This window comes from Falsiroseomonas sp. E2-1-a4, from assembly GCF_051433165.1.
In the GTDB taxonomy this organism is placed as follows: Bacteria; Pseudomonadota; Alphaproteobacteria; order Acetobacterales; family Acetobacteraceae; genus Falsiroseomonas.
Map to the genome: position 1 here is coordinate 118,739 of NZ_JBHMFS010000004.1, position 22,725 is coordinate 141,463.

Annotated in this window: 24 protein-coding genes; 7 read left to right on the top strand and 17 right to left on the bottom strand. The window is 71.0% G+C overall.

From position 1 onward, the window contains the following. Positions 1-46: 46 nt before the first annotated feature. From ACFHNC_RS06085 to ACFHNC_RS06095, 3 genes are all read right to left on the bottom strand, one after another. Positions 47-1,045 (bottom strand): TRAP transporter substrate-binding protein, encoded by a 999-nt coding sequence (locus ACFHNC_RS06085; RefSeq protein WP_437168328.1) that lies wholly within the window; start codon positions 1,043-1,045, stop codon positions 47-49. 84 nt (positions 1,046-1,129) lie between these two features. Further along, the gene (locus ACFHNC_RS06090) at positions 1,130-1,567 is read right to left on the bottom strand and encodes a MaoC family dehydratase (protein ID WP_437168329.1); all 438 of its coding nucleotides are present in this window, start codon (positions 1,565-1,567) and stop codon (positions 1,130-1,132) included. Next, complete coding sequence (locus ACFHNC_RS06095) at positions 1,564-3,102, bottom strand: acyl CoA:acetate/3-ketoacid CoA transferase (RefSeq protein WP_437168330.1); 1,539 nt, start codon at positions 3,100-3,102, stop codon at positions 1,564-1,566. The genes ACFHNC_RS06090 and ACFHNC_RS06095 overlap by 4 nt, the downstream gene beginning before the upstream one ends. A gap of 63 nt (positions 3,103-3,165) precedes the next feature. On the opposite strand from ACFHNC_RS06095, the gene ACFHNC_RS06100 reads away from it, so the two are divergent. Then, positions 3,166-3,897 (top strand): enoyl-CoA hydratase/isomerase family protein, encoded by a 732-nt coding sequence (locus tag ACFHNC_RS06100; RefSeq protein WP_437168331.1) that lies wholly within the window; start codon positions 3,166-3,168, stop codon positions 3,895-3,897. Beyond that, a complete protein-coding gene (locus ACFHNC_RS06105) occupies positions 3,894-4,913 on the top strand; it encodes a Gfo/Idh/MocA family protein (protein WP_437168332.1) in 1,020 nt (339 codons plus the stop codon). Before ACFHNC_RS06100 ends, ACFHNC_RS06105 begins: the two co-directional genes overlap by 4 nt. Here ACFHNC_RS06105 and ACFHNC_RS06110 read toward each other — a convergent pair. The 11 genes from ACFHNC_RS06110 to ACFHNC_RS06160 all read right to left on the bottom strand — a co-directional run bounded on the left by ACFHNC_RS06110 (position 4,890) and on the right by ACFHNC_RS06160 (position 14,413). Beyond that, the gene (locus ACFHNC_RS06110; RefSeq protein WP_437168333.1) at positions 4,890-5,357 is read right to left on the bottom strand and encodes a MaoC family dehydratase; all 468 of its coding nucleotides are present in this window, start codon (positions 5,355-5,357) and stop codon (positions 4,890-4,892) included. The two genes, ACFHNC_RS06105 and ACFHNC_RS06110, sit on opposite strands and share 24 nt — an antisense overlap. Continuing rightward, positions 5,354-6,121: a 3-ketoacyl-ACP reductase gene (locus ACFHNC_RS06115; RefSeq protein WP_437168334.1), complete on the bottom strand. Its 768-nt coding sequence runs from the start codon at positions 6,119-6,121 to the stop codon at positions 5,354-5,356. The genes ACFHNC_RS06110 and ACFHNC_RS06115 overlap by 4 nt, the downstream gene beginning before the upstream one ends. Beyond that, a complete protein-coding gene (locus ACFHNC_RS06120; RefSeq protein WP_437168335.1) occupies positions 6,118-7,248 on the bottom strand; it encodes an acyl-CoA dehydrogenase family protein in 1,131 nt (376 codons plus the stop codon). The genes ACFHNC_RS06115 and ACFHNC_RS06120 overlap by 4 nt, the downstream gene beginning before the upstream one ends. 39 nt (positions 7,249-7,287) lie before the next feature. Next, on the bottom strand, positions 7,288-8,598 hold the full coding sequence (locus ACFHNC_RS06125; protein ID WP_437168336.1) for an MATE family efflux transporter: 1,311 nt from the start codon (positions 8,596-8,598) through the stop codon (positions 7,288-7,290). A gap of 37 nt (positions 8,599-8,635) precedes the next feature. Further along, positions 8,636-9,610: a Bug family tripartite tricarboxylate transporter substrate binding protein gene (locus tag ACFHNC_RS06130; protein WP_437168337.1), complete on the bottom strand. Its 975-nt coding sequence runs from the start codon at positions 9,608-9,610 to the stop codon at positions 8,636-8,638. An 80-nt stretch (positions 9,611-9,690) separates the two neighbouring features. Further along, the gene (locus ACFHNC_RS06135; protein ID WP_437168338.1) at positions 9,691-10,665 is read right to left on the bottom strand and encodes a Bug family tripartite tricarboxylate transporter substrate binding protein; all 975 of its coding nucleotides are present in this window, start codon (positions 10,663-10,665) and stop codon (positions 9,691-9,693) included. A 51-nt stretch (positions 10,666-10,716) separates the two neighbouring features. Continuing rightward, on the bottom strand, positions 10,717-11,649 hold the full coding sequence (locus ACFHNC_RS06140) for a TraB/GumN family protein (RefSeq protein ID WP_437168339.1): 933 nt from the start codon (positions 11,647-11,649) through the stop codon (positions 10,717-10,719). A 1-nt stretch (position 11,650) separates the two neighbouring features. Further along, on the bottom strand, positions 11,651-12,382 hold the full coding sequence (locus tag ACFHNC_RS06145) for an aspartate/glutamate racemase family protein (RefSeq protein ID WP_437168340.1): 732 nt from the start codon (positions 12,380-12,382) through the stop codon (positions 11,651-11,653). Further along, on the bottom strand, positions 12,379-13,275 hold the full coding sequence (locus ACFHNC_RS06150; protein ID WP_437168341.1) for a polysaccharide deacetylase family protein: 897 nt from the start codon (positions 13,273-13,275) through the stop codon (positions 12,379-12,381). The genes ACFHNC_RS06145 and ACFHNC_RS06150 overlap by 4 nt, the downstream gene beginning before the upstream one ends. 29 nt (positions 13,276-13,304) lie before the next feature. After that, the gene (locus ACFHNC_RS06155) at positions 13,305-13,658 is read right to left on the bottom strand and encodes a hydroxyisourate hydrolase (protein WP_437168342.1); all 354 of its coding nucleotides are present in this window, start codon (positions 13,656-13,658) and stop codon (positions 13,305-13,307) included. Then, positions 13,658-14,413, bottom strand: a complete 756-nt coding sequence (locus ACFHNC_RS06160; RefSeq protein ID WP_437168343.1) for a maleate cis-trans isomerase family protein — start codon at positions 14,411-14,413, stop codon at positions 13,658-13,660. Before ACFHNC_RS06160 ends, ACFHNC_RS06155 begins: the two co-directional genes overlap by 1 nt. 71 nt (positions 14,414-14,484) lie before the next feature. On the opposite strand from ACFHNC_RS06160, the gene ACFHNC_RS06165 reads away from it, so the two are divergent. Both ACFHNC_RS06165 and ACFHNC_RS06170 read left to right on the top strand, forming a co-directional pair. Further along, positions 14,485-15,462: a Bug family tripartite tricarboxylate transporter substrate binding protein gene (locus tag ACFHNC_RS06165; protein WP_437168344.1), complete on the top strand. Its 978-nt coding sequence runs from the start codon at positions 14,485-14,487 to the stop codon at positions 15,460-15,462. Beyond that, positions 15,459-16,376: a BMP family ABC transporter substrate-binding protein gene (locus ACFHNC_RS06170; protein WP_437168345.1), complete on the top strand. Its 918-nt coding sequence runs from the start codon at positions 15,459-15,461 to the stop codon at positions 16,374-16,376. Before ACFHNC_RS06165 ends, ACFHNC_RS06170 begins: the two co-directional genes overlap by 4 nt. On the opposite strand, the gene mscL is transcribed toward ACFHNC_RS06170, so the two are convergent. From mscL to ACFHNC_RS06185, 3 genes are all read right to left on the bottom strand, one after another. Beyond that, positions 16,333-16,818, bottom strand: a complete 486-nt coding sequence (mscL, locus tag ACFHNC_RS06175) for a large conductance mechanosensitive channel protein MscL (RefSeq protein ID WP_437168346.1) — start codon at positions 16,816-16,818, stop codon at positions 16,333-16,335. The two genes, ACFHNC_RS06170 and mscL, sit on opposite strands and share 44 nt — an antisense overlap. Before the next feature lie 76 nt (positions 16,819-16,894). Further along, positions 16,895-18,190, bottom strand: a complete 1,296-nt coding sequence (locus ACFHNC_RS06180; RefSeq protein WP_437168347.1) for a M20 family metallopeptidase — start codon at positions 18,188-18,190, stop codon at positions 16,895-16,897. A 65-nt stretch (positions 18,191-18,255) separates the two neighbouring features. After that, positions 18,256-19,764, bottom strand: coding sequence for an ABC transporter substrate-binding protein (locus ACFHNC_RS06185; protein WP_437168348.1), 1,509 nt, complete (start codon positions 19,762-19,764; stop codon positions 18,256-18,258). An 81-nt stretch (positions 19,765-19,845) separates the two neighbouring features. Between ACFHNC_RS06185 and ACFHNC_RS06190 the strand changes: the two genes are divergently transcribed. The 3 genes from ACFHNC_RS06190 to ACFHNC_RS06200 are packed head-to-tail and all read left to right on the top strand — an operon-like array spanning position 19,846 to position 22,692. Next, the gene (locus tag ACFHNC_RS06190) at positions 19,846-20,967 is read left to right on the top strand and encodes an NAD(P)/FAD-dependent oxidoreductase (protein ID WP_437168469.1); all 1,122 of its coding nucleotides are present in this window, start codon (positions 19,846-19,848) and stop codon (positions 20,965-20,967) included. Then, positions 20,951-21,247, top strand: a complete 297-nt coding sequence (locus ACFHNC_RS06195) for a (2Fe-2S)-binding protein (RefSeq protein ID WP_437168349.1) — start codon at positions 20,951-20,953, stop codon at positions 21,245-21,247. Before ACFHNC_RS06190 ends, ACFHNC_RS06195 begins: the two co-directional genes overlap by 17 nt. Continuing rightward, the gene (locus tag ACFHNC_RS06200; protein WP_437168350.1) at positions 21,244-22,692 is read left to right on the top strand and encodes an NAD(P)/FAD-dependent oxidoreductase; all 1,449 of its coding nucleotides are present in this window, start codon (positions 21,244-21,246) and stop codon (positions 22,690-22,692) included. The genes ACFHNC_RS06195 and ACFHNC_RS06200 overlap by 4 nt, the downstream gene beginning before the upstream one ends. The last annotated feature ends 33 nt before the right edge of the window (positions 22,693-22,725 follow it).

Sequence of the window (22,725 nt, forward strand, 5' to 3'; positions counted from 1 at the left end):
ATTTTGTCAGGAAGGGCGGGGCGCACATGGCGCCCCGCCCGGGTACTCAGGAGGTCAGTGCGTTGATGGCGGAGAAGATGCGATCGGCATCGATCTCCTTCGCATAGGCTTCCATCACCGGCGCAACGGCGGCGTTCATCTCGGCGCGCTGGGTGAAGGCAACCTTCTTGAGGCGGCCGGCCGATTCCAGTGCCGTGATCTTCGCCGCGTCCTCGCTGCTCTCGGCATTGCGGCCGAAGACGCCGGCCTCGCGGCCTGCGCGACGGATCGCTTCCTGCAGCGGCGCCGGCAGGCGGGACAGGGTCTGGGCGGAGAAGCAGAGCGGCCGCACGGTGATGGCGTGTTCCGTCATGATCAGGTTCGGCCCGACCTCGTAGAACCGCATCTGCTCGACACCCGCGGCCTCGTTCTCACCGGCCTGGATGACGTTGTTCTGGATGGCGTTGTAGACCTCGTTATAGGCGATGACCTGCGGCGCCATGCCGATCGCCTGGAAGGTGCGCGACCAGATCGGCGCGCCCTGCACGCGGATGCGGAGGCCGCGCAGTTCGGCCATGTTGGACGCCGGGCGGTTCGAGAAGATGTTGCGCGTGCCGCCGCCGGCATAGCCGATCAGCGCGACGCGGGCGCGGCGCTCCACCTCGTCCGAGACGGGCTTCAGCATGTCCCCGTCCAGCACCTTGTTCCAATGCGCCAGGTCACGGAACAGGAAGGGCGCGTCGATGAACGGCGCGGCGCGGCTGAAGGTGGACATGTGCGCCGGGCTGACGATGGCGAAATCAACCGCGCGGCCGGCCGACATATACTCGAAATACTGCTTTTCCAGCCCGAGCGAGCTGTTCAGGTGCCAGACGAAATTCACCGGGCGGCCATAATATTCCTGCACCTTCGTGGCGAAGTGCTTCATGGCGCGCGTGAAGACGTGTTCCTCGTTGAACTGGCTGGCGCCGTTCAGCGTGATCGGTGCCTGGGCGCGGGCCACATGCGGCGTGGCAAGAAGGCCGGTTGCGGCGGCGATGCCGCCGAGCAGGGCACGACGTTCCATGGATGATTTCCCCTCTGGTTACGGGTCGAATGCCCGGTTGCCTACGCAGCTTAACCCGGTCCCGCGGCGCTGGAAACTGCCCAGTTACCCGGGCGCTAGCACCCAGCGCAGGATGTGCCGGGCGACCAGGCACGTCTCCCCCTTCTGGTTCACGACCATGCAGGCGGCCTCCGACCGGCCCCGCGCCGCGTCCAGCATCTCCACCCGGTAGTGTGCCGCCAGCACATCGCCGATGAAGACCGGCGCGAGGAAGCGCACCCGGTCATACCCGAGGGAAACCGGCACGCCCGCGCAGCCCGCGGCGATGGCGCGATGCGCGATTTCGGAGGCCGTGGCGGACAGCACGCCGAGCACCAGGGCGCCATGGGCGATACGCTGCCCGAAGGAGGTGGTGGCGGCATAGGCGGCGTCCACATGCAGCGGGTCGTGGTCGCCGGTGATTTCCGCCGTCAGCAGCAGGTCGCGCTCCGTCACCGTCTTGGTGAAGCGCGCCTCCGCCCCGATTTCCAGGCCGAGGCTCATAGCTCGGCCAGGCGGGGGGAAGCGGGCTTGGCAGGACGGCCGGCGATATGGGCGGCCAGGCCGATCTTCGCTTCCGCAAACAGCCGCGCCTCCATCTCCCGCAGATCGGGCGCGATGGCGGGGCGGAACGCCATGCGGCCGCAGACCTCTTCCACCGTCAGGCCGGGTGCGATTTCCGTCAGTTCCGGGCCGGACTCGCCAAGGCGGAAGACGGCCGCTTCCGTCACATACAGCACCGCTTGGCCGCGTTCGCGGGCGAAGGCGCCGGAAAAGGTGATTTGCTCCACCTGCGCCACCGCCTTCGGCTTGCCGCCGGCGGTCAGCGTGCCGCCGAAGATCACGCGCTGCGCGTTCTGGCTGATGTTGATGAAGCCACCCGGCCCGATGATGCGCCCGCCGAAGCGGGAGACGTTCACATTGCCCGCCGCGTCGAACTCCGCGAAGGACAGGAAGGCGAGGTCGAGCCCGCCGCCATCGTAGAAATCGAACTGGTAGGGCTGGTCCACCGTGGCGTCCGGATTCATCGCGGCACCGGCTTCTCCGCCCGAGGCCGGGGCACCGCCGATATTGCCCTGTTCATTGGTCAGGCAGATGGCATCCAGGCAGCCTTCCTCCGCCGCCACATTGGCGATGCCGGTGAAGATGCCGGAGCCGAGGTTGCAGATGGCGCCGGGGAACAACTCCAGCGTGCCGCGCCGTGCCACCACCTTGCGGGCATCGAGCTTGAGGCGCGGAATGTCATCCAGCGGGATGCGGAACTCGCCGGAATAGGACGGCGAGTAGGGGGTCAGGAAAGTCTGTTCCTGATCGGGCGCCACCACCACCAGATCCACCAATATGCCGGGGATCTTCACCATCTTGGGGTGCAGGCTGCCGCGGCGGACCATGCGCTTGACCTGCACCACGACAATGCCGCCGCAACGCTTCGTCGCCTGCGCCTCGGACAGCATTTCGAGCGTCACCGCCTCCTGCTCCATGGAGACGTTGCCGTCTTCGTCCGCCGTGGTGCCGCGCAGGAAGGCGATGTCGACGTGGTAGGGCTTGAAGAACAGCATTTCCTCGCCGCGCAAAGTCACTAGCTCCACCAGGTCCTCCTTCGCGGAGGGGGATTGGCGGCCGCCGCCGAGGCGCGGATCGACGAAGCTGTGCAGGCCGGTCTTGGTAAACAGGCCCATGCGGCCTGCGGCCATTTCGCGCATCAACTGGCTGAGCGCGCCCTGCGGCAGGGACCAGGCCTCGATCTCATCGGCCAGCGCCATGGCGCCGATCGGCGGGCTGTTCACATAGCTGCCGGCGATGTTGCGGCGCAACAAACCCTTCTGCGCAAGGTGACCCAGGCCGCGAGTGCCGCCATCACCCACGCCCACCGGATGCAGCGCCGTAATGCCTCGCGGTGCGCCCGAGTCGCGAAAACGGGTACCGAGCGCCGCCAGCAGCGCATCCGGCACGGCATGCCCGCCGCCGGAGCCGCCGATCAGCAGCGTATCGCCATCCTGCACCAGCGATGCCGCCTGTTGCGCCGTGACCTTGCGCATTGCGCCCGTTTCCCCAACCGTGTTGCCACCAGTCTAGCGGCGCGGTGCGTGGGAGGAAACGGGATGGAGGACGGCCAGGTGACGCTGGAGGTGACGGATGGCGTGGCGGTGCTGACGCTCGACCGCCCGGCCAAGCACAACGCCATCACGAATCCGATGGCCGCCCAGCTCGCCGCCCATGCGCAGGCCATCAATGCCGATGAGGCTGTACGCGCGGTGCTGCTGCGCGGCGCTGGGACGCGGGCCTTCTGCGCGGGGATGGACCTGCGCGCCATCGAGGCGTTCCGTACCGCCTGGGATTTCCGGCATCGGCCGGACTACCCCGGCGCCGTGCGCGCCATCCGCAAGCCGGTGGTCGCCGCCATCAAGGGCTGGGCGCTGGGCGGCGGGTTCGAGCTGGCGCTGGCCGCCGACATCCGCATCGCCGCCGAGTCCAGCCGCATTGGCTTTCCGGAAGTGACGCGCGGCTGGGTTGGGGGTGGCGGGGCCTCCCAGATGCTGCCGCGCGTGGCGGGATTCGGCCAGGCGATGCGCCTGCTGCTGACCGGCGAGCAGATCGACGGCGCGGAGGCGCTGCGCCTGCGGCTGGTGGAACAGCTCGTGCCCGATGAGGCGCTGGAAGATGCGGCGCGGGCGCTGTGCGCCCGGCTGGCGGCGCTCAGCCCCGTGGCCGTGCAGGCGGTGAAGGCGGCGGTGCGGCAATCGCTGGAGGCGCCGCTGACGGCGGGCCTCGCCTATGAGAACGAGATGAACGTGCTGTGCCTGGCAGCCATGCGGGAAGGAACGGTACGATGATCGGCATTGGAATTGTCGGGCTGGGCATGGCGACCCAGCCGCACATGCTGGCGATCCGGGACCTGGAGGAAGCCGGTACCGCGCGGCTGATCGGCGGCCTCTCCCCCAGCGCGGAACGGCGCGAAGGTTTTGCCCAGCGCTGGAAGGCGCCGGTCTTCGACAGCCAGGAGGCGCTGCTGGCGGCGCCGGGGCTGGACCTGGTGCTGGTATTGACGCCGCCGGGCGCGCATCTGCCGGTGGTACGGGCGGCGGCGGCTGTGGGCAAGCACCTGCTGGTGGAGAAGCCGCTGGAGCGCAGCGTGGCGGAGGGCACGGCGCTGGTGCAGGCGGCGCGGGATGCCGGGGTGACGCTCGGCGTCGTGTTCCAACACCGCTTCCGCCCGGCCGCGCTGCGGCTGAAGCAGGCGGTGCAGGCGGGCGAACTCGGCACGCTGCTATCCTGCTCCGCATCCATCCGCTGGTGGCGCGATGCGGCCTATTTCGCACAGACCGGGCGGGGTACAAAGGCGCGCGATGGCGGCGGCGTGCTGCTGACCCAGGCGATCCACACGATGGATCTTCTGCTGCACGTCGCCGGCCCGCTGGCGCGCGTCGGGGCCCTGGCCAAGACCAGCGGGCTGCGCGCCATCGATACGGAGGACATGGCCTGCGCCGCGCTGCAATTCACCAGCGGCGCGATCGGCTCGCTGGATGCGACGACGGTGGCGGAACCAGGCTACCCCGAGCGCGTCGAGATCGCCGGCACCGGCGGCAGCGCGTCCCTTGTTGCGGAACGGCTGGAGTTGCACGTGAAGGGCCGCAAGGTAGAGATCCTGGAGGGCGCCATGGCCGGCGGTGGCGGCGCCGACCCCATGGCCTTCGACCACAGCCCGCACCGCGCCATGATCGCCGAGATGTGCGCCGCCATCACGGAGCGCCGCGCGCCGACCAATGACGGCGCCACCGGCCTGCCCGTGCTGCACGCCATCGAGGCGATTCTGCGTAGCTCGGAATCAGGCGCCTTCGTCGACCTGTAGCGTATGGACCATGAGGTCGTTCTCCCCCTTCTGAACGACCTCACGGCGCTGGTTGGTGAGCGCGAAATCCATGGTGACGATGCCGCGCGCCGGATTCTTCGTCAGCCGCTTGGACAGCAGGGTGATCCGGGCCGCGATGCGGTCCCCCACCAGGATCGGACCCGCAAAAGACCAGCGCCAGGACAGCGACACGATCGCCGCGAATTTTTGCGGCGCGCGGTTTTTCAACCCGTCGCACAGCGCCAGCCCCAGCAAGCCATGTGCGACGCGGCCGGGATAGCCCAGGCCGCGGGCATAATCATCATCCATGTGGATGTCGAAGAAATCGCCGGTCAGACCGGCGAAGGCGATGATGTGGGCTTCCGTCACCGTGATGCCGCCCGTCTCAATGACCAGGCCGGGTTCCACCTGTTCATAGCGCAGCAGCGCAGGATCGATTTTCATAGGCGGTGCATGTGCAGGCCGCCGTCGATGTGGAAGGCATCGCCGGTGGAGAAGGGAATGGCGCCGGTGACCAGTGCGGCGATGGCGCGGCCCACATCCTCCGGCTCGCCCCAGCGCTTCACCGGGGAAAGGCCCTCGGCGATGCGCTGGTCGTAGCGCGCGGTCACGGCGGCCGTCATGTCCGTGCGGATCACGCCGGGGCGGATGTCGTAGACCGGCACGCCTTCCTCCGCCATGCGCACGGCGAAGCAGCGCGCCACCATGCTGACGGCGATCTTGCTGGCGCTGTATTCCGTTCGATCGGCGCTGACCAGCGCGGCATTGGCGGAGGAGATGAAGACCAGCGAACGATTGCCGCGCACCGGCGCGCCCGCGGCCACCATCCGCCGCGCCACGTGTTGGGAGACGAAGAAGGGCGCGCGGGTGTTAATGTCCAGGCAGCGATCCCAGGATTCCGGCGAGACCTCCAGCAAATCGCCGCGCTGCATGGCGCCGACGCCGGCATTGTTCACCAGCACCTCCACCCCGCCCCAGATCTGCCATGCCCAGTCGACGAGAAGCTCGATCTGGCCGAGGTCCGACACGTCGCAGAGATGCCAGGCGAAGCGCCCGCCTTCCGCCTCCACCGCCTGCGCCGTCTCATCGAACCCGTCCGCGCCAATATCGCAGCCGAGCACATCATAGCCCTTGGCGGCCAGCGCCACGCAGGCGGCCCGGCCGATGCCACGGCGTGCGCCGGTGACGAGTGCGACGGGGCGCGTCACGACAAAATCTCGCGTGCCATGATGACCCTCTGGATCTGGTTGGTGCCTTCGTAGATCTGCGTGATCTTGGCGTCGCGATACAGCCGCTCGACCGTCACGCCGCGAATGTAGCCAGTGCCGCCATGAATCTGTACGGCATCCGCGGTGCGAGCCACGGCGGCGTCACTGGCGAAGCATTTCGCCATGCTGGCCTCCAGTGTCACGCGGCGGCCTTCATCCATGCCCTGCGCGGCATCGCGCACCAGCAGCCGCGCCGCATGCGCGTCCTTCGCCATGTCCGCGATCAGGAAGCGGATGGCCTGCTGTTCCGCGATCGGCTTGCCGAATTGCACGCGCTGCTTGGCGTAGCTCACGCTTTCCTCCAGCGCGCGTTGCAGGATGCCGAGCGCCAGCGCGGCGATGCCGATGCGGCCCTTGTCCAGCACCGACATCATCATGTGGAAGCCGCGCCCCTCCGGCCCCAGCAATGCATCTCCCGGCAGCCGGACATCGGAAAAACGCAACCCACCGACCGGCGAAGCCCGCTGGCCCATCTTGTGTTCCGCGCGCAGCCGCTCCACCCCCGGCGCGTTGAGGTCGGCCAGGAAGATCGACATGCCCCGATGGCCCGCCGCCGGGTCGGTCCGCGCCAGCACCGCGGCGAAATCCGCGCGCGGGGCCATGTGAATCCACATCTTTTCGCCGTTCAGCACCCAATCCGTGCCGTCCCGCCGCGCGGTGGTCTTGAGGTTGGCGAGGTCCGATCCGGCTTCCGCCTCGGTCAGCGCATAGGCGCAGCTTGTCTCGTAGCGCAGCAGCGGCGTCAGGTAACGCGCCTGTTGCGCCGGCGTACCGTGCTCGGACAGCAGCGTGCCGAGCAACTCCACCAGCCCCACCTGGTCCGCCACGCTGGCATAGCCGCGGGACAGTTCCTCCATGACGATGGCATAGGCCTGCACGCCGGCCTCCGCGCCGCCCAGCGCCTCCGGCACCGTGATGCCGAGCAGGCCAAGCTGGCCCAGCGCGCGGTAGATATCCGCCGGGAAGCTTTCGGATTCGTCGAGTTCCGCCGCACGCGGCGCGACCTCGCCATCGGCAAAGCGGCGCGCGGTGTCGCGCAAGGCGGCAAGCTCGCCTGTTTCGGCCAAGGCTGCGTTCCCCCAATTCTTGCGACGCATCCTGCCGCGTCAGGCGCGTCCCGGCCAGACCGCCTCGCGCACGCCGGCGGCGGTCACGGCGCCATAGGCGGTGATGCCGAGTGCGACGCCCAGGAAATGCCCGTCGATCCCCATGCCCAGCGGCCCGGCCAGCAGCGCCCCGCCGCCCACCGCCAGTGCCAGCCGCGAAAAAGCGCCCGCCACCGGATAGCCCATGCGCCCGGCGCCCTGGCTGGCAAAGTACAGCGCCATGCCCAGCCCGAAGCCGCCGAAGCCGAGGCCGACATAGGCCAGCCCCCGCGCCGCGATCGCCACCACCGCCGCATCATCCGTGAACAGCCAGGCCACCTGCACCGGCCAAAGCGCCACCACCAGCCCGGCCACCCCGGTCAGCAGCAGCGCCATCGCGGCCCCGGTCCAGGCCAGCGCACGCGCCTCCGCCCAATCCCCCGCACCCGCCGCGCGCCCGACCAGCGCCGTCAGCGCGGAGCCGATCCCAAAGGCCAGCGGGATCATCAGGAACTCCAGCCGGGCGGAAATGCCATAGGCCGCGACCGCCACAGCGCCATAGGCCGCCATCTGCGCCGTCACCAGGATGGTGGCCAGGTTCGCCACCACCGCCAGCCCGCTCGCCACCAGCCCGACCGAGAGAATCTTCCCGAACACCGCCGCCTGCGGCCGGATGCGAAGGTTTGGCACGAAGCCGGCGCCGCCGCGCAGCACCACGATGCCCATGGCCAGCGTCGCCACCCAGAATACCAGCGCGATGCCTGCGCCCAGCCCGGCCAGCCCCATGCCCAGCGGCTCCGCCAGCGCCCAGCTCACCGGCGGCAGCGCCAGCCAGGCCAGCACCAGCACCCGCGCCGCCAGCGCATGCCGCCCGCCGCCGCGCAGGACGGAGGCGAGCGTGTTGGTCATCCAGACCGGCACCGCCCCGGCCCCGAACAGCCAAGTCGCATAGGGCGCCGCGGCTTCCGCCACCGCCGCGCCGCCGATGGCGCCGAAGATGGCGTGCGGGAAGATCGCCAGCGGCAGCGCGAAGATCAGCCCGGCTGTCAGCGCGATCAGCGCCGCATGCAGCACCATGGCGGAGGCCTCGTCCCGCCGCCCGCCGCCGAGCGCCCGGGCGATGGCGGAGACCACGCCGCCACCCATGGCGCCCGTCGACATCATCTGCATCAGCAGCGCGAAGGGCAGCACCGTCGCCCATCCCGCCAGCGCCGCCGTGCCCTGCCGCGCCGCCAACCAGGTCTCGAACAATTGTCCGACCACCTGCAGCAGCGCGACCACCGCCGTCGGCGCCGCCAGCGCGCCGATGCGCCGCAGCCGGGCCGCGATCATGGTGCGTTGGTCTCAGCGTGTGCCGCCAGCCGCCGCATCACTCCAACTGTACGCCGGCCTGGCGCGCCACCTCGCTCCAGCGGGCGATCTCCGGGGGAAGGATAGCGCGGAAGGCGGCCGGGGTGCTCTGGATGGGCTTCATGCCAAGGCTGGCCACGCGCCGGGCGAGGCCGGGCTGGGCGGCAACCTGCGCGATGGCGCCGGCCAACTCGCCCACGATGTCCGATGGGGTGCCCGCCGGCACCACGAAGCCGAGCCAGCCGCTCGCCTGGTAGGTTGGGAAACCCAACTCGGCGAAGGTGGGGACCTCCGGCAGCGCCGGGTCGCGTGTCGCGCCGGTTGTGGCCAGGGGGCGCGCCGCGCGGCTTCGCACCGCCGTCATGGCCGCATTCATCGTGGTGAAGGTCATGTCCACCTGCCCGGTAAGCATGCCCGCCAGCGCCTGGGGGCTGCCGCGATAGGGCACATGCAGCAAATCCACCCCCGCCATCTGCTCGAGAAACTCGGCCGCCATATGGGTTGAGCTGCCGATGCCGGCGGAAGAATAGCTCAGCCCGCCTGGCCACGCCTTTGCCGCCGCCAGCACATCTGCCGCGCGGCGAAAGGGCGAGTCGGCACGTACCACCAGCGCGCTGTCATCGGCGCCGACAAGCGCGACCGGATCGAAGCTGCCGATCGGGTCATAGGGCAAATTGGCGCGGATCGCGGGGTTGATGGTGAGGACGAAGGCATCGGCCAGCAGCAGGGTGTAGCCATCGGCCGGGGCGCGCGCTGCGACCTCCGCCCCGATCAGGCCGCTGGCGCCGGCGCGATTCTCGATCATCACGGGCTGCCCGAGCAACTCGGCCAGAAGCGGGGCATAGGCACGCGCCAGCAGGTCCGGGCCCGCGCCGGGCTGGAAGGGCACGATGAGGCGAAGCGGGCGGTTCGGCCAGCGCGCTGTCTGTGCCACGGCCAGGCATGGGAAGGACGCAGCCAAGGCGAGCAGGCTGCGCCGGGGAAGCTCAGGCATCTGCAATCACTCGTCCGGGTGCCCGCACATGCTGGCACCCGGACGCATCGGCGCGAAGAGGGGTCGCGCGTTGCCTCGCTTCAGCTCGGCTGCACCCCCGCCGCACGCACCACCGGCGCCCAGCGCGCCGCCTCGGCGGCAACGAATTCGCCGATCCGCGCCGCGCTCAGATCCCCCAGCGAAACCACGCCAATGCTCTCCAGCCGCGTCTTGATGGCGGCGTCCGCCAGTCCCGCCTGCAATTCCGTGTTCAGCCGCGCCGCGATCACCGGGTCCAGCCCGGCCGGCGCGGCCATCACGAACCAGTTGGTCGAAACGGAACCGGGGAAGCCTCTCTGCACCAGGGTCGGCACCTCCGGCAATGCGCTGACCCGCTCGGGGGAGGAAACGGCCAGTGCCTTCAGCGTCCCGGCGCGGATCGCCGGCGCATTGGCGCCGGAGGTGTCCCACAGGGACGTGGTGTTGCCGCCGAGCACATTCTGCTGCGCTTCCGCCGCCCCGCGGAACGGCACATGCAGCATCTGCACCCCGGCCTCCATCGCCCACATCACGCCGGTCAGGTGGCCGACCGAGCCGACGCCGGAGGAGCCGAAGGACACCGTCTCCGGCGCCCGGGCGGCCATCGCCTTGTAGTCGGCCAGCGTGTTCAGCGGGCTGTCGCCCTTCACCGCACAGACGATGGGCGCACCACCGAGCAGGCTGACCCAGGAAAAGGCACGCTGCGGATCATAGGCCAGGTTGCGAAACAGGGAGGGGGCGACCGCCAGCGGCCCGGTGTTGGAGACCAGCAGCGTGTGCCCATCCGCCGCGGCGCGCGCGGCTTCCGCCGTGGCGACGGTGCCGCCGGCGCCCGGCCGGTTCTCCACCACGAAGGGCCGGCCAAAGGCGCGTTCCAGCCGTTCCGTCAGCGGCCGGATGATCAGGTCGCTGGTGCCGCCGGGGGCGTAGGGGTTGAGGATGCGGACCGGGCGGTTCGGCCAGGCGCCCTGGGCCAGGGCAGGGGCGGCGATGGGGGCGGCCATGGCGGCGGCGAGAAGCTGGCGGCGGGTCGTCATCGGGTCTCTCCGGGTTTTGTGACGAACCCGGATGCAAACGCCGTGCCTGGGTTACCGCGGCAGGGTGGGGATGCGGACCGGCTCCACGGTGAAGCCGGCCTGCCGCAGCAGCGCCACGACGCCGCCCGGCCCGCTGGCATGGGCGGCGCCGATGCCGATCACCAGGCTTTCGCGCGGCAGTCGCGCGGCCAGGCGCCTGGCCATAAGCGCGCTGCGTTCATCCAGCATGAAGCGGGCGAAGGCGGCACGCAGCGGCGGGTCGGCGGCCATGGTGGACAGGGTGTGCGTGCGCAGCGCCGCGAAATCCCCGGTCAGCAGCGCCTGGACCATCGCGGCATCGAGGCTGGAGCGGCCATCCGGCGGCCGGCTTTCCTGCATCTCGCCCGCCATCCGCGCCACCAGCCGCAGCAGCGCATCGCCGCCCATGCGTTGCAGCGCGGTCAGTTGCTCGCGCCGTGTTTCCAGGCCCTGGATGGGGATGGCGCGGGCCTCGGCGAGGGCGCGCAGCGCGGGGTCACCGCCGGAGGTGGGGTGCGCCGGGTCGCCGCCGGTGCCGGGGCGGCCTGCCGTGGCCTGTGGCGCGGGCAGGCCGGGGCAGGAGGCGTCCGCGCTGGCGACGATCAGGGCCAGGAACAGGCCGATCGGGCTGAGCGGCTCAACGCCGAGGCGCGCGCAGGCGGCGGCGGCTTCCAGCAGGCGGCGCTGGGCGGGCGGGAAGGGGGCCAGCACCTCGAAGCCGCGCGGCGCGCGCAGCAGGTCGCTAACATCCTCCGTCTCCTGCACCGATTCCAGCAGCAGCGCGGCGCGGCCCTCGAAGACGGAGGGCGCAGGGGACGGCAGGCCGGCCTCGCCTTGGTGCGAGCCGGGGATCAGCAGGGATTGCGGTGCGTCGCGGCCGGCGGGGGTGATGCGGAAGGCGGCCAGGGTGTCCGCCTGCGCGGCCGGCGCGGCCAGCAGCGCCAGCAGCAGGAGAAGTCGGCGCATCTCAGCCCGCGGCGTAGAGCGCGGCGATCTCCGGCGCGAAGCCCGTCAGCGCGCGGGAGCGCCTGGCGCGGGCGGCGCCGGGTGGCGCCAGGCCGACCAGGGCCTCAGCCATCCGCACCGCCGCGGCCGTGCCATCCACCAGCGGCACCGGCACGCGATCCGCGATGACGGGCGCCAGGCCTGCCAGCGGGCCGCCGGCGAGGATCACCGCTTCCGCCCCGTCCTGCTCCACCGATTGCCGGCAGAGATCCACCAGCAATTCGGCGCGTTCTTCCGCCACCAGGCCGGGGTCGCCGGCGAAGGCGGGGCCCATGCGGAAACCGGCGCAGCGGGCGGCGAGGCCGTGATGCGCCAGGCAATCCTCGAACATCGGCCGCAGCGCCGCGGTGAAGGACACCACGCCGAAGCGGCGGCCGAGCATGGAGGCGGCGTGGAAGGCGGCCTCGCTGATGCCGAGCACCGGCACATCCAGCAATTCCTTCGCAGCATCGAGGCCCGGATCGCCGAAGCAGGCGATCACCGCCGCGTCGTAGCTGCCGCGCCGTGCGGCGAGTGCGGCCAGCGTCGCCGGCCCGGCCACCAGCCAATCGGCGCGCGTGACAATCAGCGGCAGGCCGAAGGGGGCGGAGACCGCCTCGATCTCTGTGCCTGGGGATGCAGCAAGCCGCGCTGCCGCAGCGATGCGGTTGGTGACGCTGTCCGTCGTGTTGCTGTTGACCACCAGCAGTCTCAAGGCAGCGTCTCCTGTGTCAGCCAATGGCGGGCGATGTCGCAGCGCCGCGCCACCCAGATATCCTCGCGCCCCGCCACATCCCGCAGCACCGCCATCAGACCCGGCATGCGCGCCGGGCGGCCGATGATGCGGAGATGCAGGCCGATGGACAGCATGCGCGGCGCGCCCTCGGCCAGCAGCCAGTCGATCGCGCCGATGCAATAGCGGGAAAAGTCGTCCGGCTGGACGAAGCCGCCGCCGGGGGCGAAGCGCATGTCGTTGGTGTCGAAGGCATAGGGCAGGCGCACATGCGGCGTGCCATCGGGGCGGGGCATCAGCCGGGGCAAATCATCGTCATAGCTGTCGCTGTCATACAGGAAGCCGCCTTCCTCCTGCAGCAGGCGCCGCGTGTTGATCGAGGATGCGCTGCGCGTGTGCCAGCCGACCGGACGTTCGCCAGTGGCGTCGCGGATCGCGGCGACGGTGGCGGCGATCACGGCGCGCTCGGTGGTCTCCGCCATGCCTGCGTGGCTCTCCCAGCGCCAGCCATGCGCCGAGATCTCGTGCCCCCGCGCATGCGGTTCGGCGGCCAGGATCGGCGTCGCGGCCACCGCGCGGCCGCAGCTTGAGAAAGTGGCCTTCACCCCATGTGCGTCGAAGGCATCCAGAATCCGCCACAGGCCGACGCGGCTGCCATAGCCAAAGTGGCTTTCCATGCAGGGGTCGGGGTGGCCCACCACCTCCTCACGCGCCTCATAGGTCGCCTCGTTGCGGGCATCGCCGGAGGTGAGGGACAGCTCCGCCCCCTCCTCCACATTCACCACGAAGGACAAGGCGAGCTTGGCGCCGCCCGGCCATGCGGCGGCAACCGGCGCGCCGGCCCGGCCGGCCAGGTCGCGGCTGGCGGGGGGCATGCCCCCAGGGAGGCCGGCTGGCAGCGCGCTCATGCGCCGCGATACAGCGAGAAGCCCCAGGGGGTGAATTTGATCGGCAGGTGGTAGTGCAGGCTGGCGTCGAAGACGCGGAAGCGGAAGGGCACCAGTTCCAGGAAGGGCGGTGGCGGGCTGGCCGATTCGGCGAAGAAGGCGCCGATATGGAACAGCACCTCATGCACCCCTTCCTGCACGCCCTCGCCCTTGGTCACCGGGTGGTGCAGCGCGCCATCGGCCCCGAGCCGGCCTTCCGCCACGGATTGCCGGCTGCCATCGGGCAGGATGCGGTGGATTTCCACCTTCATCCCGAGGCCCGGCCGACCGCTGGCCACATCCACAGCATGCACCGAAATACCAGCCGACATCAGCCACTCCCCTTTGCGGGCAGCGTAAACAACCGCCCCCACCCCCGGCCAGGGGTTTCCAGGATGCCCGCCGCGCCGAGCCCGCCCCAGACGCCGAGCGCGGTCGCATCCAGTAGCGGAATCCCGGTCTCCGCCTCCAGCGCCGCGGCCAACGGCGCGCCGGCGCAGTTGGTGTTCCACAGGATGATGGCCTGCACCCCGGGCCGCGCCACCTGCCGCGCCAGCGCCGCCACCGCCTCATAACCCACCGAGGCAAAGGCCAGGTTGTCCGTGATGCCGAGGCTGGCCTCCGCCACCATCTCCACCCCCTCCGCCGCCAGGCCGCGGGCGGCACGATGGTTGTAGTCCGCCGCATGCGGCCCGATCAGCGCGACACGGCTGGCGCCCAGCAGTTCCAGCGCGCGCAGCAGGGCAAGGCCGGAGGTGGCGCAGGGCAGGCCGGTGGCGTCCCGCACCCGCCGCACAAGCGCCCGGTCATGCTCCAGCCCGATCACCGCGCCTTTGCTTGCAGACCAGATGATCGCATCCGGCTTGGCATCCGCCAGCAATTCGGCGGCCTGCATCATCGCGTCCCAGTCGTAGCTGTCCGGGAAGGGGTCCACCGCGCCGCGTTTGGCGACGCGGGTGAAGATCGGCACCACGCCGGGAAGGTCGCGCAGCAGCGCCTGGGTGGTGCGCTCCACCACCGTATTGGCGGAGGGCAGGATGCTGGCCAGCAGGCGCGGCCTCTCTGGCATCAAGGTCTCGGCGTTCATGCGACCAGCCTGCACCGGCATCGCGCGGCACGGCAATTGCCTCGGAAGCGGTACGACCGAGGATCATGCCCATGCGCCGACGCCATCTGCCCGTTCTCGCGGCACTCGCCGCCTTTGCCACCAGCAGGGCACCGCGCGCCCAGCCGGCCTGGCCGTCGCGCCCCATCCGCATCATCGTCACCTTCCCGCCCGGCGGGTCCTCCGACATTGTGGCGCGGGTGCTGGCCGAGGTGCTGTCCCAGCGCCTGCCGCAGCGGGTGATGGTGGAGAACCGGCCCGGCGCCGGCGGCACGCTGGGGGCGGCCTATGTCGCGACGCAGCCGGCGGATGGGCTGACGCTGCTGCTGTCCAACACCGCGCCGATCGTCACCTCACCGCCGATCTACGCCAATGTTCCGTATGATCCGGTGGGGGGCTTCACCCACATCGCCTATCTGGGTGCGACGCCGCTGGTGATCGTGGTGAACCCGCGCCTGGTGCCGGCGACCGACCTCGCCGGACTGATCACCTGGATCAAGGCGCAGCCGGCGCCGCCCGCCTTCGGCAGCTCCGGCGCCGGGTCCGTCGCCCATATCTTCGGTGAGGCCTTCAGCGCCCGCACCGGCGCGCAACTCACGCATGTGCCCTATCGCGGCAGCGCGCCGATGCAGGCGGATCTGCTGGGCGGCGCCATTCCCCTGTCCTTCGACACGCTCCCGCAGAATGTGGAAAACATCCGCGCCGGCCGGCTGCGCCCCATCGCCATCACCGCGCCCGCGCGGCAGGAGATGGCGCCGGAGGTGCCGACCACGGCGGAGGCCGGCTTCCCCGACCTGCTGGCGGAAAACTGGCTCGGCCTTGCCGGCCCGCCCGGCCTGCCCGCGCCCATCGTGACGCGGCTGCACACGGAGGTTGCGGCCGCCCTCAACGCGCCGATGATGAAGACCCGCCTTCTGGAACTCGGCATCGCCGTGCGGCCGATGACCCAGCCGGAATTCGGGGGTTTCGTGGCAGAGCAGGTGCGCGTGGTGGGCGGTGCGGTAAAGGCGCTGGGCCTCACCGCGCAATGAGCAGCCTGCCCCGGGTGGTCGCCGTGCTGTTCGGGCGGCCGGGCACGGACCTGCTGGAGATCGGTGCCTTCAACGCCGCCGGCATCCAGGGCCTGGCCCGCGCCGCCGCCCTGCCGGTGCGGCTGGAGACGGTGTGGGAGCCGAATCCCGCCCGCCGCACCGCGACCATCGAGGCCGCGGCGGCGCGGGCGGAACTGGTGGTAGCGCATGGCGGGCAGGGGGAGGCGGCGGTGGCCGCCGTGGCGCCGGCCTTCCCGGATGTGGCCTTCGCCGTCACCCAGGGCCGCATCACCGGCCCGAACATCGCGGGCTTCGAGGTGCTGCAGGAACAATCAGCCTTCCTCGCCGGGGCGCTGGCCGGCTGGTGGATCGCCCCGGGCGGGATCGCCGCGCATCTGTCGGGCGAACCGGTGCCGCCCGGCCTGCGCGGCCGCGCCGGCTTCGCCGCGGGCCTGACGCACGCCAACCCCACCGCGCGGCTGCTGAGCGGCTTCTGCGGCAGCCAGCACGACCCGGACCTCGCGGCACGCTGGATCGAAGGCCAGGCGGCGGCCGGGGCCCCGCTGAACTTCGCCATGCTGGATGGCGGCCGCGCCGGGGCGATCGCGGCCTGCAAGGCGGCGGGCATGCGCGCCATCGGCAATGTGCGGGATTGGACTGTGCAGGACCGGGTCTTCCTCGCCTCCGCCATCGCCGATAATGGCGTGGCGATACAGGCGGCGATCGGGGCCTTCCTGGCCGGGCGCTTCGAAGACCGCCGCATCGGGCTGGAGGCGCCGGAGGCGGTGCGGCTGGCACTCGCCGCAGATGTGCCGGCTGACCTCGCCGCGCGCCTCGATTCGCTGCGCGCGGCGGTGCTGGATGGCGCGGTCAGGGTGCCGGAGGCGTGGCAGGGGGCGGAGTGGGCGCCGTAAGGGACGGCTTCGCCCGCAGCTCCGCCAGGATTTCGGCCAGCAGTACATCGGTGGAGCTTGGCCCCTTCACCGCCTCCTGCCGGACGCGCAGCTTGGTCAGAACCTTCAGCAGCCAGAAGATCGCCATCGCCACGATCAGGAACTTGATGATGGCGTTGATGAAGCGCCCCACTGCGAGCACCGCCGCGCCGCTTTCCCGCGTTGCTTCCAGCGTGGTCTGGCGTTCGCCGCTGAGCACCAGGAAGACGTTGGAGAAGTCGATGCCGCCGATCATCAGGCCGATGAGCGGGTTGATGAGGTCTTCCACCAGGCTGCCGACAATGGCGGTGAAGGCCGCGCCAATGACGATGCCGACGGCCAGATCCACCACGCTGCCGCGCATGATGAAGGATTTGAATTCCACGAGCCAGGCCGGCTCGTTGATCCTGATTGGGGGTCTCATGGCGTGCTCCTGAAGGGGGCGGCAAGGTGCGTTGCCACACGCTGCCGCGCCACGCAAAAAACCGCGCGCGTCTCGATCAGACGGCGCCGCACCAGCCGGTGATCAGCGCCGCCACCACGGCAACGCCGCGCCGGTAATCCGCCACATCCACCCATTCATCCCGCCCGCCATTCTGCGTCAGGTCGCCACAGAGCGGGCCGAGGCCGACGCAGGGGATGCCTGATTGCACCATCGGGTTGCGGATGTCGGAGGAGGTGTGCATCGGGTTGATCTCCGGCAGCGTGCCGGTGCCGCGGCGCACCGCCTCACTCGTCTCGATCCACAGCGGGTGATCCAGCGGCACCCCGGCGCCGGTGACGCCGGACAGGAAGCTGGTCTCCAGCACCAGATCCGCGTCGGCGGCCACCGCCTCGGCCAGTGCCGCCTCCACCTCTGCCTGCACATCGGCCAGCTTCTCGCCGGGCGGGAAGGACAGGGCGCAGGAGAGTTGCACCGCCGGCGGCACGCGCGCGGCGCGGCCATCGCCGAGCGTCTTGAAATCACCGACCAGCAGGTTGGTGCTGCGCCCAATCGCCGCATCCAGCGCCGGGTGATGCACCCGCGCGCCGCGCTTCGCATCCAGCGCCTTCAGCGCCGCGAGCACCGACATCGCCTTGTCGATCGGGTTGATGGCGGTGTGGGCGAATGCCGCATGGCCCGGCTCCTGCGTCGCCGGCAGGCGGCCCTTCACGAGGATGCGGAAAACAAGCTGGCCGGAGGCGAGCGCCTTCACCTCCCGCATCCCGATGCCGGATTCGGCCGGGTGCAGATACACCGCCGCATCCGCGGTGATGCCGCCATGCAGCAGCGCATGCACGCCGCGGGCGTGGCGCTTCGAGGGCGTGGAGGTAAGGATGACATCGCCCTTCGGCGTCAGCCCGGCGGCGCGCACGGCGCGCAGCGCCTCCACCATCGTCGCGACGCCGGCCAAATCATCGGCCACGCCCCAGCCATGGATGCGGCCATTGTCGATCTCGCCCGCCATCGGGTCGTGCAGCCAGCCATGGTTGGGCTGGAAGGCTTCGCCATCCGGGTGGGCGAAGAAGATCACGCTGCGGCCGCCACCGCTGCCGGGGAAGCGGGCGATGACGGCGGCGCGTTCCTCCGTCGCCATGGCGGTCTCGCTGGCGAATTCCTCCCGCAGCACGATGCTGGCGGGCTGGTAGCGGCGGGTTTCCACGATGCAGCCCAGATCCTCAAAGGCCGAGGCGACCCGCGCCTGCACCGCTTCCTCCCCACCCGCCTGAAGGCGGATGAGGTCGCGCAGGAAGACCACGGCTGCCTCACCTCCTGCTTCGGCTGCCTGGTCCACACGTGTCGCGGTATCGGTCATGGAGTCGCCCTGGGTTGCGGGGGCATGACCTTAGCGAAGGCGCCGAACGGGGCAACTGGCCCCCCTCATTCCAGGCGCGTGGCCGCGGTGATGGCCGGGCCGAGGTTCAGCGCACCCTCCAGTCGATAGCCGAGGTTCAGCCCGCTGCGGCGCACCCAGACCTGCTTCAGGTCGAACAGCGGCAGGCTGCAGCCGGCCTCCATCACCTTGCGCTGCGCCGTCGCCCACAGCGCCATCTGCTTCGCCTCATCCGGCTCGGCCCGGGCCGCGTCGATCTCGGCATCGGCCGCGCTGCAATGGGCGAAGTTCAGCGACATGGTCGGCTGCCCGGGCGCGCTGCGGGAATGGTAGAACTGGCTGAGATAACTGTCCGCCACCGGGTAGCGCGCGGCGCCATAGAAGGTGAGCTGCGACAGATCCTGCCGGATGCGGGCGTGGTAGGTGGCGTGTTCCACCACATCCATGTCGAGCCGGATATTGGCGCGCCGTAGCTGCGCCTGGATCACCTCCATCACCGGCTGCTGCGCGGAATTGGATGAGACGACGGCGCGGATGGTCACGCCATCCGGATGCCCGGCCTCCGCCAGCAGGGCACGGGCGCGCGCGACATCATGCGGGAAGCGGGGCACATCCTCCGTCGCGCCGAGGTAGCCGGGCGGCACCGGGCTGGCCCAGGGGGTGGCGACATCGAGGCCGACGAAGCGGGCGATGCCCTGCGTGTCGACAGCGTGCTGCACCGCGCGGCGTACCCGCGGATCATTCAGCGGCGCGCTGCGGCTGCTGATCAGCAGGGTGCGAAACTCACCGGGGGAGAAGACCTCCACCACCGTGTTCGGATGCGCCTGCATCCGCGCCACCCAGCGCTGTTCGCGCCGGCCGATGAACAGGTCCAGCTCGCCGGCCGTATAGGCCAATTCCCGCGTGGCGTCGGAGGTGATGAAGCGCAGGTCGATCTCGCGGATCGCCGGGCGGCCGCGCCAATGCCCGTCGAAGGCCAGCATCCGCGCCGCGCCGCCGCCGGCACGGTCCATGCGGAACGGCCCGGTGCCGGGCGGCTGCCCGCCGGCATCGGCACGGCGGGAGACGATCATGCCGCCATGGTAGTTGGCGAACAGCCCGAGCGCGCCGGCCACTGCCTCGCTCAAGGTGACGCGGACCGTCATCGGGTCCACCACCTCCACCGCCGTCATCGGTGCGTAGCTGCTGGCGAAGGCGCTGCGGGCGCGGTCCGCGGCGCGGCGCAGGGAATACACCACATCCTCGGCTTCCAGCGGGTTGCCATCATGGAAGCGTACGCCGGGGCGCAGATGGAAGGTGTAGGTCAGCCCATCGGCGCTGCGGGTGAAGCGTTCCGCCAGATCCGGCTCCAGCTTCGCCGGGTCGGCGGAGCCGGGCGGGAAGCGCACCAGCCCGTCATAGGCCCAGGCGAGCGGCGCCTTGTCCTGCGTCGCGCTGGCGCGGTGCGGGTCCGTGGTGCCCATATCCTGCGCGATCAGCCCGACCCGTAGCGTCTGCGCCTGTGCGGCGAGTGGCAATGTCAGCGCCAGGGCAACGGCCAGCAGCGTGCTTCGCATTTGTTCTATCCTTCCGAGAGCCTTCCCGGCTTGCAGGATGGGCCGGGCCGCGCCACCCTCGCAAGCATGTCTTCCCTTGATATGTTTGACGTGGCGATCATCGGCGGCGGCATGGTCGGCTCCGCCATCGGCTTCGGCTGCGCCGAACGCGGCGCGCGGGTTGCCGTGCTGGATGAGGGCGATGTCGCGCTGCGCGCGGCGCGCGGCAATTTCGGGCTGATCTGGTCGCAGTCGAAGGGCGATGGCATGCCGGCCTATGCCGCCTGGACCCGGCAGAGCGTGGGGCTGTGGCCGGCGCTGGCGGAACGTGCCTCGGTGCTGGCGGGGCGGGATGTGCAGTATCGCGCTGTCGGCGGGCTGACCTTCTGTTTGGATGAGGATGAATTCGCGGCGCGCAGCCTGTTTGTGCAGCGCATGCACAACCAGGGCCAGGAAGGCCTGCGGATGCTGGACCGGCGCGAACTGGCCGAGCTGATGCCCGGCTGCCCGCTGGGGCCGGAGGTGCGTGGCGCCAGCTTCCAGCCCGCCGATGGCCATGTCGATCCGCTGACCCTGCTGCGCGGACTGCAGGCGGGCATGCGGGCCGCCGGCGGCACCCACCTGCCCGGCGCGGCGGTGCAGGCGGTGGAGCCCATCGCCGGCGGCTACCGCATCACCCGCGCCGATGGCAGCGAGGTGGCCACCGCGCGCATCGTGGTGGCGGCCGGGGTGAAGACCACGCCGATCGCGGCGCTGATCGGCCTCGATGTGCCGGTGCGGCCGGTGCGCGGCCAGAACATCGTCACGGAACGCCTGGCGCCGATCCTGCCGCTGCCGGCCAGCGCCATCCGCCAGACCGGTGACGGCACGGTGCAGATCGGCGTGACCAGCGAGGATGACGGCAGCTTCGAGACGGCGACGACCACCGCCGCCCTGGCGCGTATGGCGGCGCGCGCGCTGCGGGTGCTACCGGTGCTCGGCGAGGCGCGGATGGTGCGAAGCTGGGCGGCGCTGCGGCCGATGACGCCGGATGGCTTTCCCGCCTATGCCGAAAGCGCCACCCATCCCGGCTGCTTCGTCGCCACCTGCCATTCCGGCGTGACGCTCGCGGCGGTGCATGCGGGACCGCTGGCCGCGGCGATCCTGACCGGCGCGCTGCCGGAGCATGCGCGCGACTTGCACCCGGACCGCTTCCTTGGGATGACCCATGTTCCGTCGCACTGAACCCACCGATTGCACCATTGTGTGGGAGTGTCGGGAGCTGCCGGCGCGCGCCGGGGAAAGCCTGGCCGCCGCGCTGCTCGCTGCGGGCATCACCAGCTTTCGGGAAACCCCCGTGACGGGGGCGGCGCGCGGCCCGCTCTGCCTGATGGGCGCCTGCTTTGACTGCCTGGTGGAGGTGGCCGGCGCGCAGAACATGCAGGCCTGCCTGGTGCCGGTGACGCCCGGCATGGTGGCCGGGATCCAGCACGGCGCCCGCAGCTTCGAAGAGGACGCCGCATGAGCGTCGCCGATGAATGGACCGCCGGGCGCGAGGCGGTGGCGCCGGTGGCGGAAACCGTGGACCTGCTGGTGCTCGGCGCCGGCCCGGCCGGCATGGCGGCGGCCACGGAGGCGCGCGCGCATGGCATGCGGGTGCTGGTGCTCGATGAGAATGGCGCGCCGGGCGGGCAGGTGCATCGCGCCGTCGAGGCGCGTCTGGCAAAAGGCGCCGTCGAGGCGCGTCTGGCAAAAGGCGCCGTCGAGGCGCGTGTTGCGAAGGACGATCAGGACAAGGACGGCGCCAAGCTGGCCGCCGCCTTCCGGGCCTCCGGCGCGCAGTACCGCCCCGGCGCCACCCTTTGGGCGGTGGAGCCCGAGGGCAAGGTCTTCTGGTCCGAAGGCGGCGCGGCGCGCAGCATCCAGGCGGAGCGGCTGATCCTCTGCGCCGGCGCCACCGAGCGTCCGCTGCCGATTCCGGGCTGGACCCTGCCGGGGGTGATGAGCGTCGGCGCGGCACAGATCGCCTTGAAGACGGCGGGGCTGGTGCCGGAGGGAAATGTCTGGCTGGCCGGGCAGGGGCCGCTGCTGTGGCTCTATGCGATGCAGGCGCTGACCAAGGGCGGGAAGATCGCGGGCATCATCGACCTGTCGCCACCTGGCGGGTTTGCGCGGGCGCGGCCGCATCTGCTGCGGGCGTTGAAGGCGCCGGAATACCTTTGGCGTGGGCTGGTCTGGCAGCGCCAGGTGAAGCGCGCAACGCAGGTGATCCCGGCGCGGGAGCTGCGCGCGGAAGGCGAGGGCAAGCTCGCGCGCATCCTGGTGGATGGCGTCGCACACCCGGCCGATCTGCTGCTGCTGCATGATGGTGTGGTGCCGAACACCCAAATCACGCGCGCCATTGCCGGCCTGACCCATGGCTGGGACCCGGTGCAGCGCTGCTGGCGGCCGGCGCTGGACCTGTGGGGCAACACCGCGGTGGCCAGGGTGATGGTGGCGGGGGATTCGGGCGGCATCGGCGGCGCCCGCGCCGCCGCGCTCTCCGGCCGCATCGCGGCGCTGGAGGCGGCGCGCGCGCTCGGCCGCATCACCACGGATGAACGTGACGGAAGGGCCGGCCCACTGCGCCTGCTGCGCGACCGCCAGCTTGCCCCGCGCCCGTTCCTCGACGCCATGTTTCCACCGCTGCCGGAAGCCGCCATCCCGGACGAGACCATCCTCTGCCGGTGTGAGGAGGTGACGGCCGGGCGGGTGCGGCAGGCGGTGGCGCTGGGCTGCCTCGGCGCCAATCAGACCAAGGCCTTCACCCGCGCCGGCATGGGGCCGTGCCAGGGTCGCATCTGTGGCCCGGCGGTGCATGGCGTGATCGCCGCGGCGCGCGACGTGGCGGGCGGCGAGGTCGATCCCTTCCGCACCCGCTTCCCGACCAAGCCGCTGACGCTGGGCGAATTGGCGGCGCTGGCGGGATGAGGGTGGCACTGGCATCGGCTTTGGCTCGTCCGT

Bases quoted from the DNA above. Each gene is read 5' to 3' on its own strand.
- ACFHNC_RS06100 (WP_437168331.1), top strand. From the start codon at position 3,166: ATGGAGGACGGCCAGGTGACGCTGGAGGTGACGGATGGCGTGGCGGTG.
- ACFHNC_RS06195 (WP_437168349.1), top strand. From the start codon at position 20,951: ATGTTCCGTCGCACTGAACCCACCGATTGCACCATTGTGTGGGAGTGT.
- ACFHNC_RS06155 (WP_437168342.1), bottom strand. From the start codon at position 13,658: ATGTCGGCTGGTATTTCGGTGCATGCTGTGGATGTGGCCAGCGGTCGG.
- ACFHNC_RS06200 (WP_437168350.1), top strand. From the start codon at position 21,244: ATGAGCGTCGCCGATGAATGGACCGCCGGGCGCGAGGCGGTGGCGCCG.
- ACFHNC_RS06190 (WP_437168469.1), top strand. From the start codon at position 19,846: ATGTTTGACGTGGCGATCATCGGCGGCGGCATGGTCGGCTCCGCCATC.
- ACFHNC_RS06125 (WP_437168336.1), bottom strand. From the start codon at position 8,598: ATGATCGCGGCCCGGCTGCGGCGCATCGGCGCGCTGGCGGCGCCGACG.
- ACFHNC_RS06160 (WP_437168343.1), bottom strand. From the start codon at position 14,413: ATGAACGCCGAGACCTTGATGCCAGAGAGGCCGCGCCTGCTGGCCAGC.
- ACFHNC_RS06150 (WP_437168341.1), bottom strand. From the start codon at position 13,275: ATGCCCCCCGCCAGCCGCGACCTGGCCGGCCGGGCCGGCGCGCCGGTT.
- ACFHNC_RS06170 (WP_437168345.1), top strand. From the start codon at position 15,459: ATGAGCAGCCTGCCCCGGGTGGTCGCCGTGCTGTTCGGGCGGCCGGGC.
- ACFHNC_RS06085 (WP_437168328.1), bottom strand. From the start codon at position 1,045: ATGGAACGTCGTGCCCTGCTCGGCGGCATCGCCGCCGCAACCGGCCTT.
- ACFHNC_RS06135 (WP_437168338.1), bottom strand. From the start codon at position 10,665: ATGACGACCCGCCGCCAGCTTCTCGCCGCCGCCATGGCCGCCCCCATC.
- ACFHNC_RS06180 (WP_437168347.1), bottom strand. From the start codon at position 18,190: ATGACCGATACCGCGACACGTGTGGACCAGGCAGCCGAAGCAGGAGGT.
- ACFHNC_RS06185 (WP_437168348.1), bottom strand. From the start codon at position 19,764: ATGCGAAGCACGCTGCTGGCCGTTGCCCTGGCGCTGACATTGCCACTC.
- ACFHNC_RS06130 (WP_437168337.1), bottom strand. From the start codon at position 9,610: ATGCCTGAGCTTCCCCGGCGCAGCCTGCTCGCCTTGGCTGCGTCCTTC.
- ACFHNC_RS06110 (WP_437168333.1), bottom strand. From the start codon at position 5,357: ATGAAAATCGATCCTGCGCTGCTGCGCTATGAACAGGTGGAACCCGGC.
- ACFHNC_RS06105 (WP_437168332.1), top strand. From the start codon at position 3,894: ATGATCGGCATTGGAATTGTCGGGCTGGGCATGGCGACCCAGCCGCAC.
- ACFHNC_RS06140 (WP_437168339.1), bottom strand. From the start codon at position 11,649: ATGCGCCGACTTCTCCTGCTGCTGGCGCTGCTGGCCGCGCCGGCCGCG.
- ACFHNC_RS06095 (WP_437168330.1), bottom strand. From the start codon at position 3,102: ATGCGCAAGGTCACGGCGCAACAGGCGGCATCGCTGGTGCAGGATGGC.
- ACFHNC_RS06165 (WP_437168344.1), top strand. From the start codon at position 14,485: ATGCGCCGACGCCATCTGCCCGTTCTCGCGGCACTCGCCGCCTTTGCC.
- ACFHNC_RS06090 (WP_437168329.1), bottom strand. From the start codon at position 1,567: ATGAGCCTCGGCCTGGAAATCGGGGCGGAGGCGCGCTTCACCAAGACG.
- mscL (WP_437168346.1), bottom strand. From the start codon at position 16,818: ATGAGACCCCCAATCAGGATCAACGAGCCGGCCTGGCTCGTGGAATTC.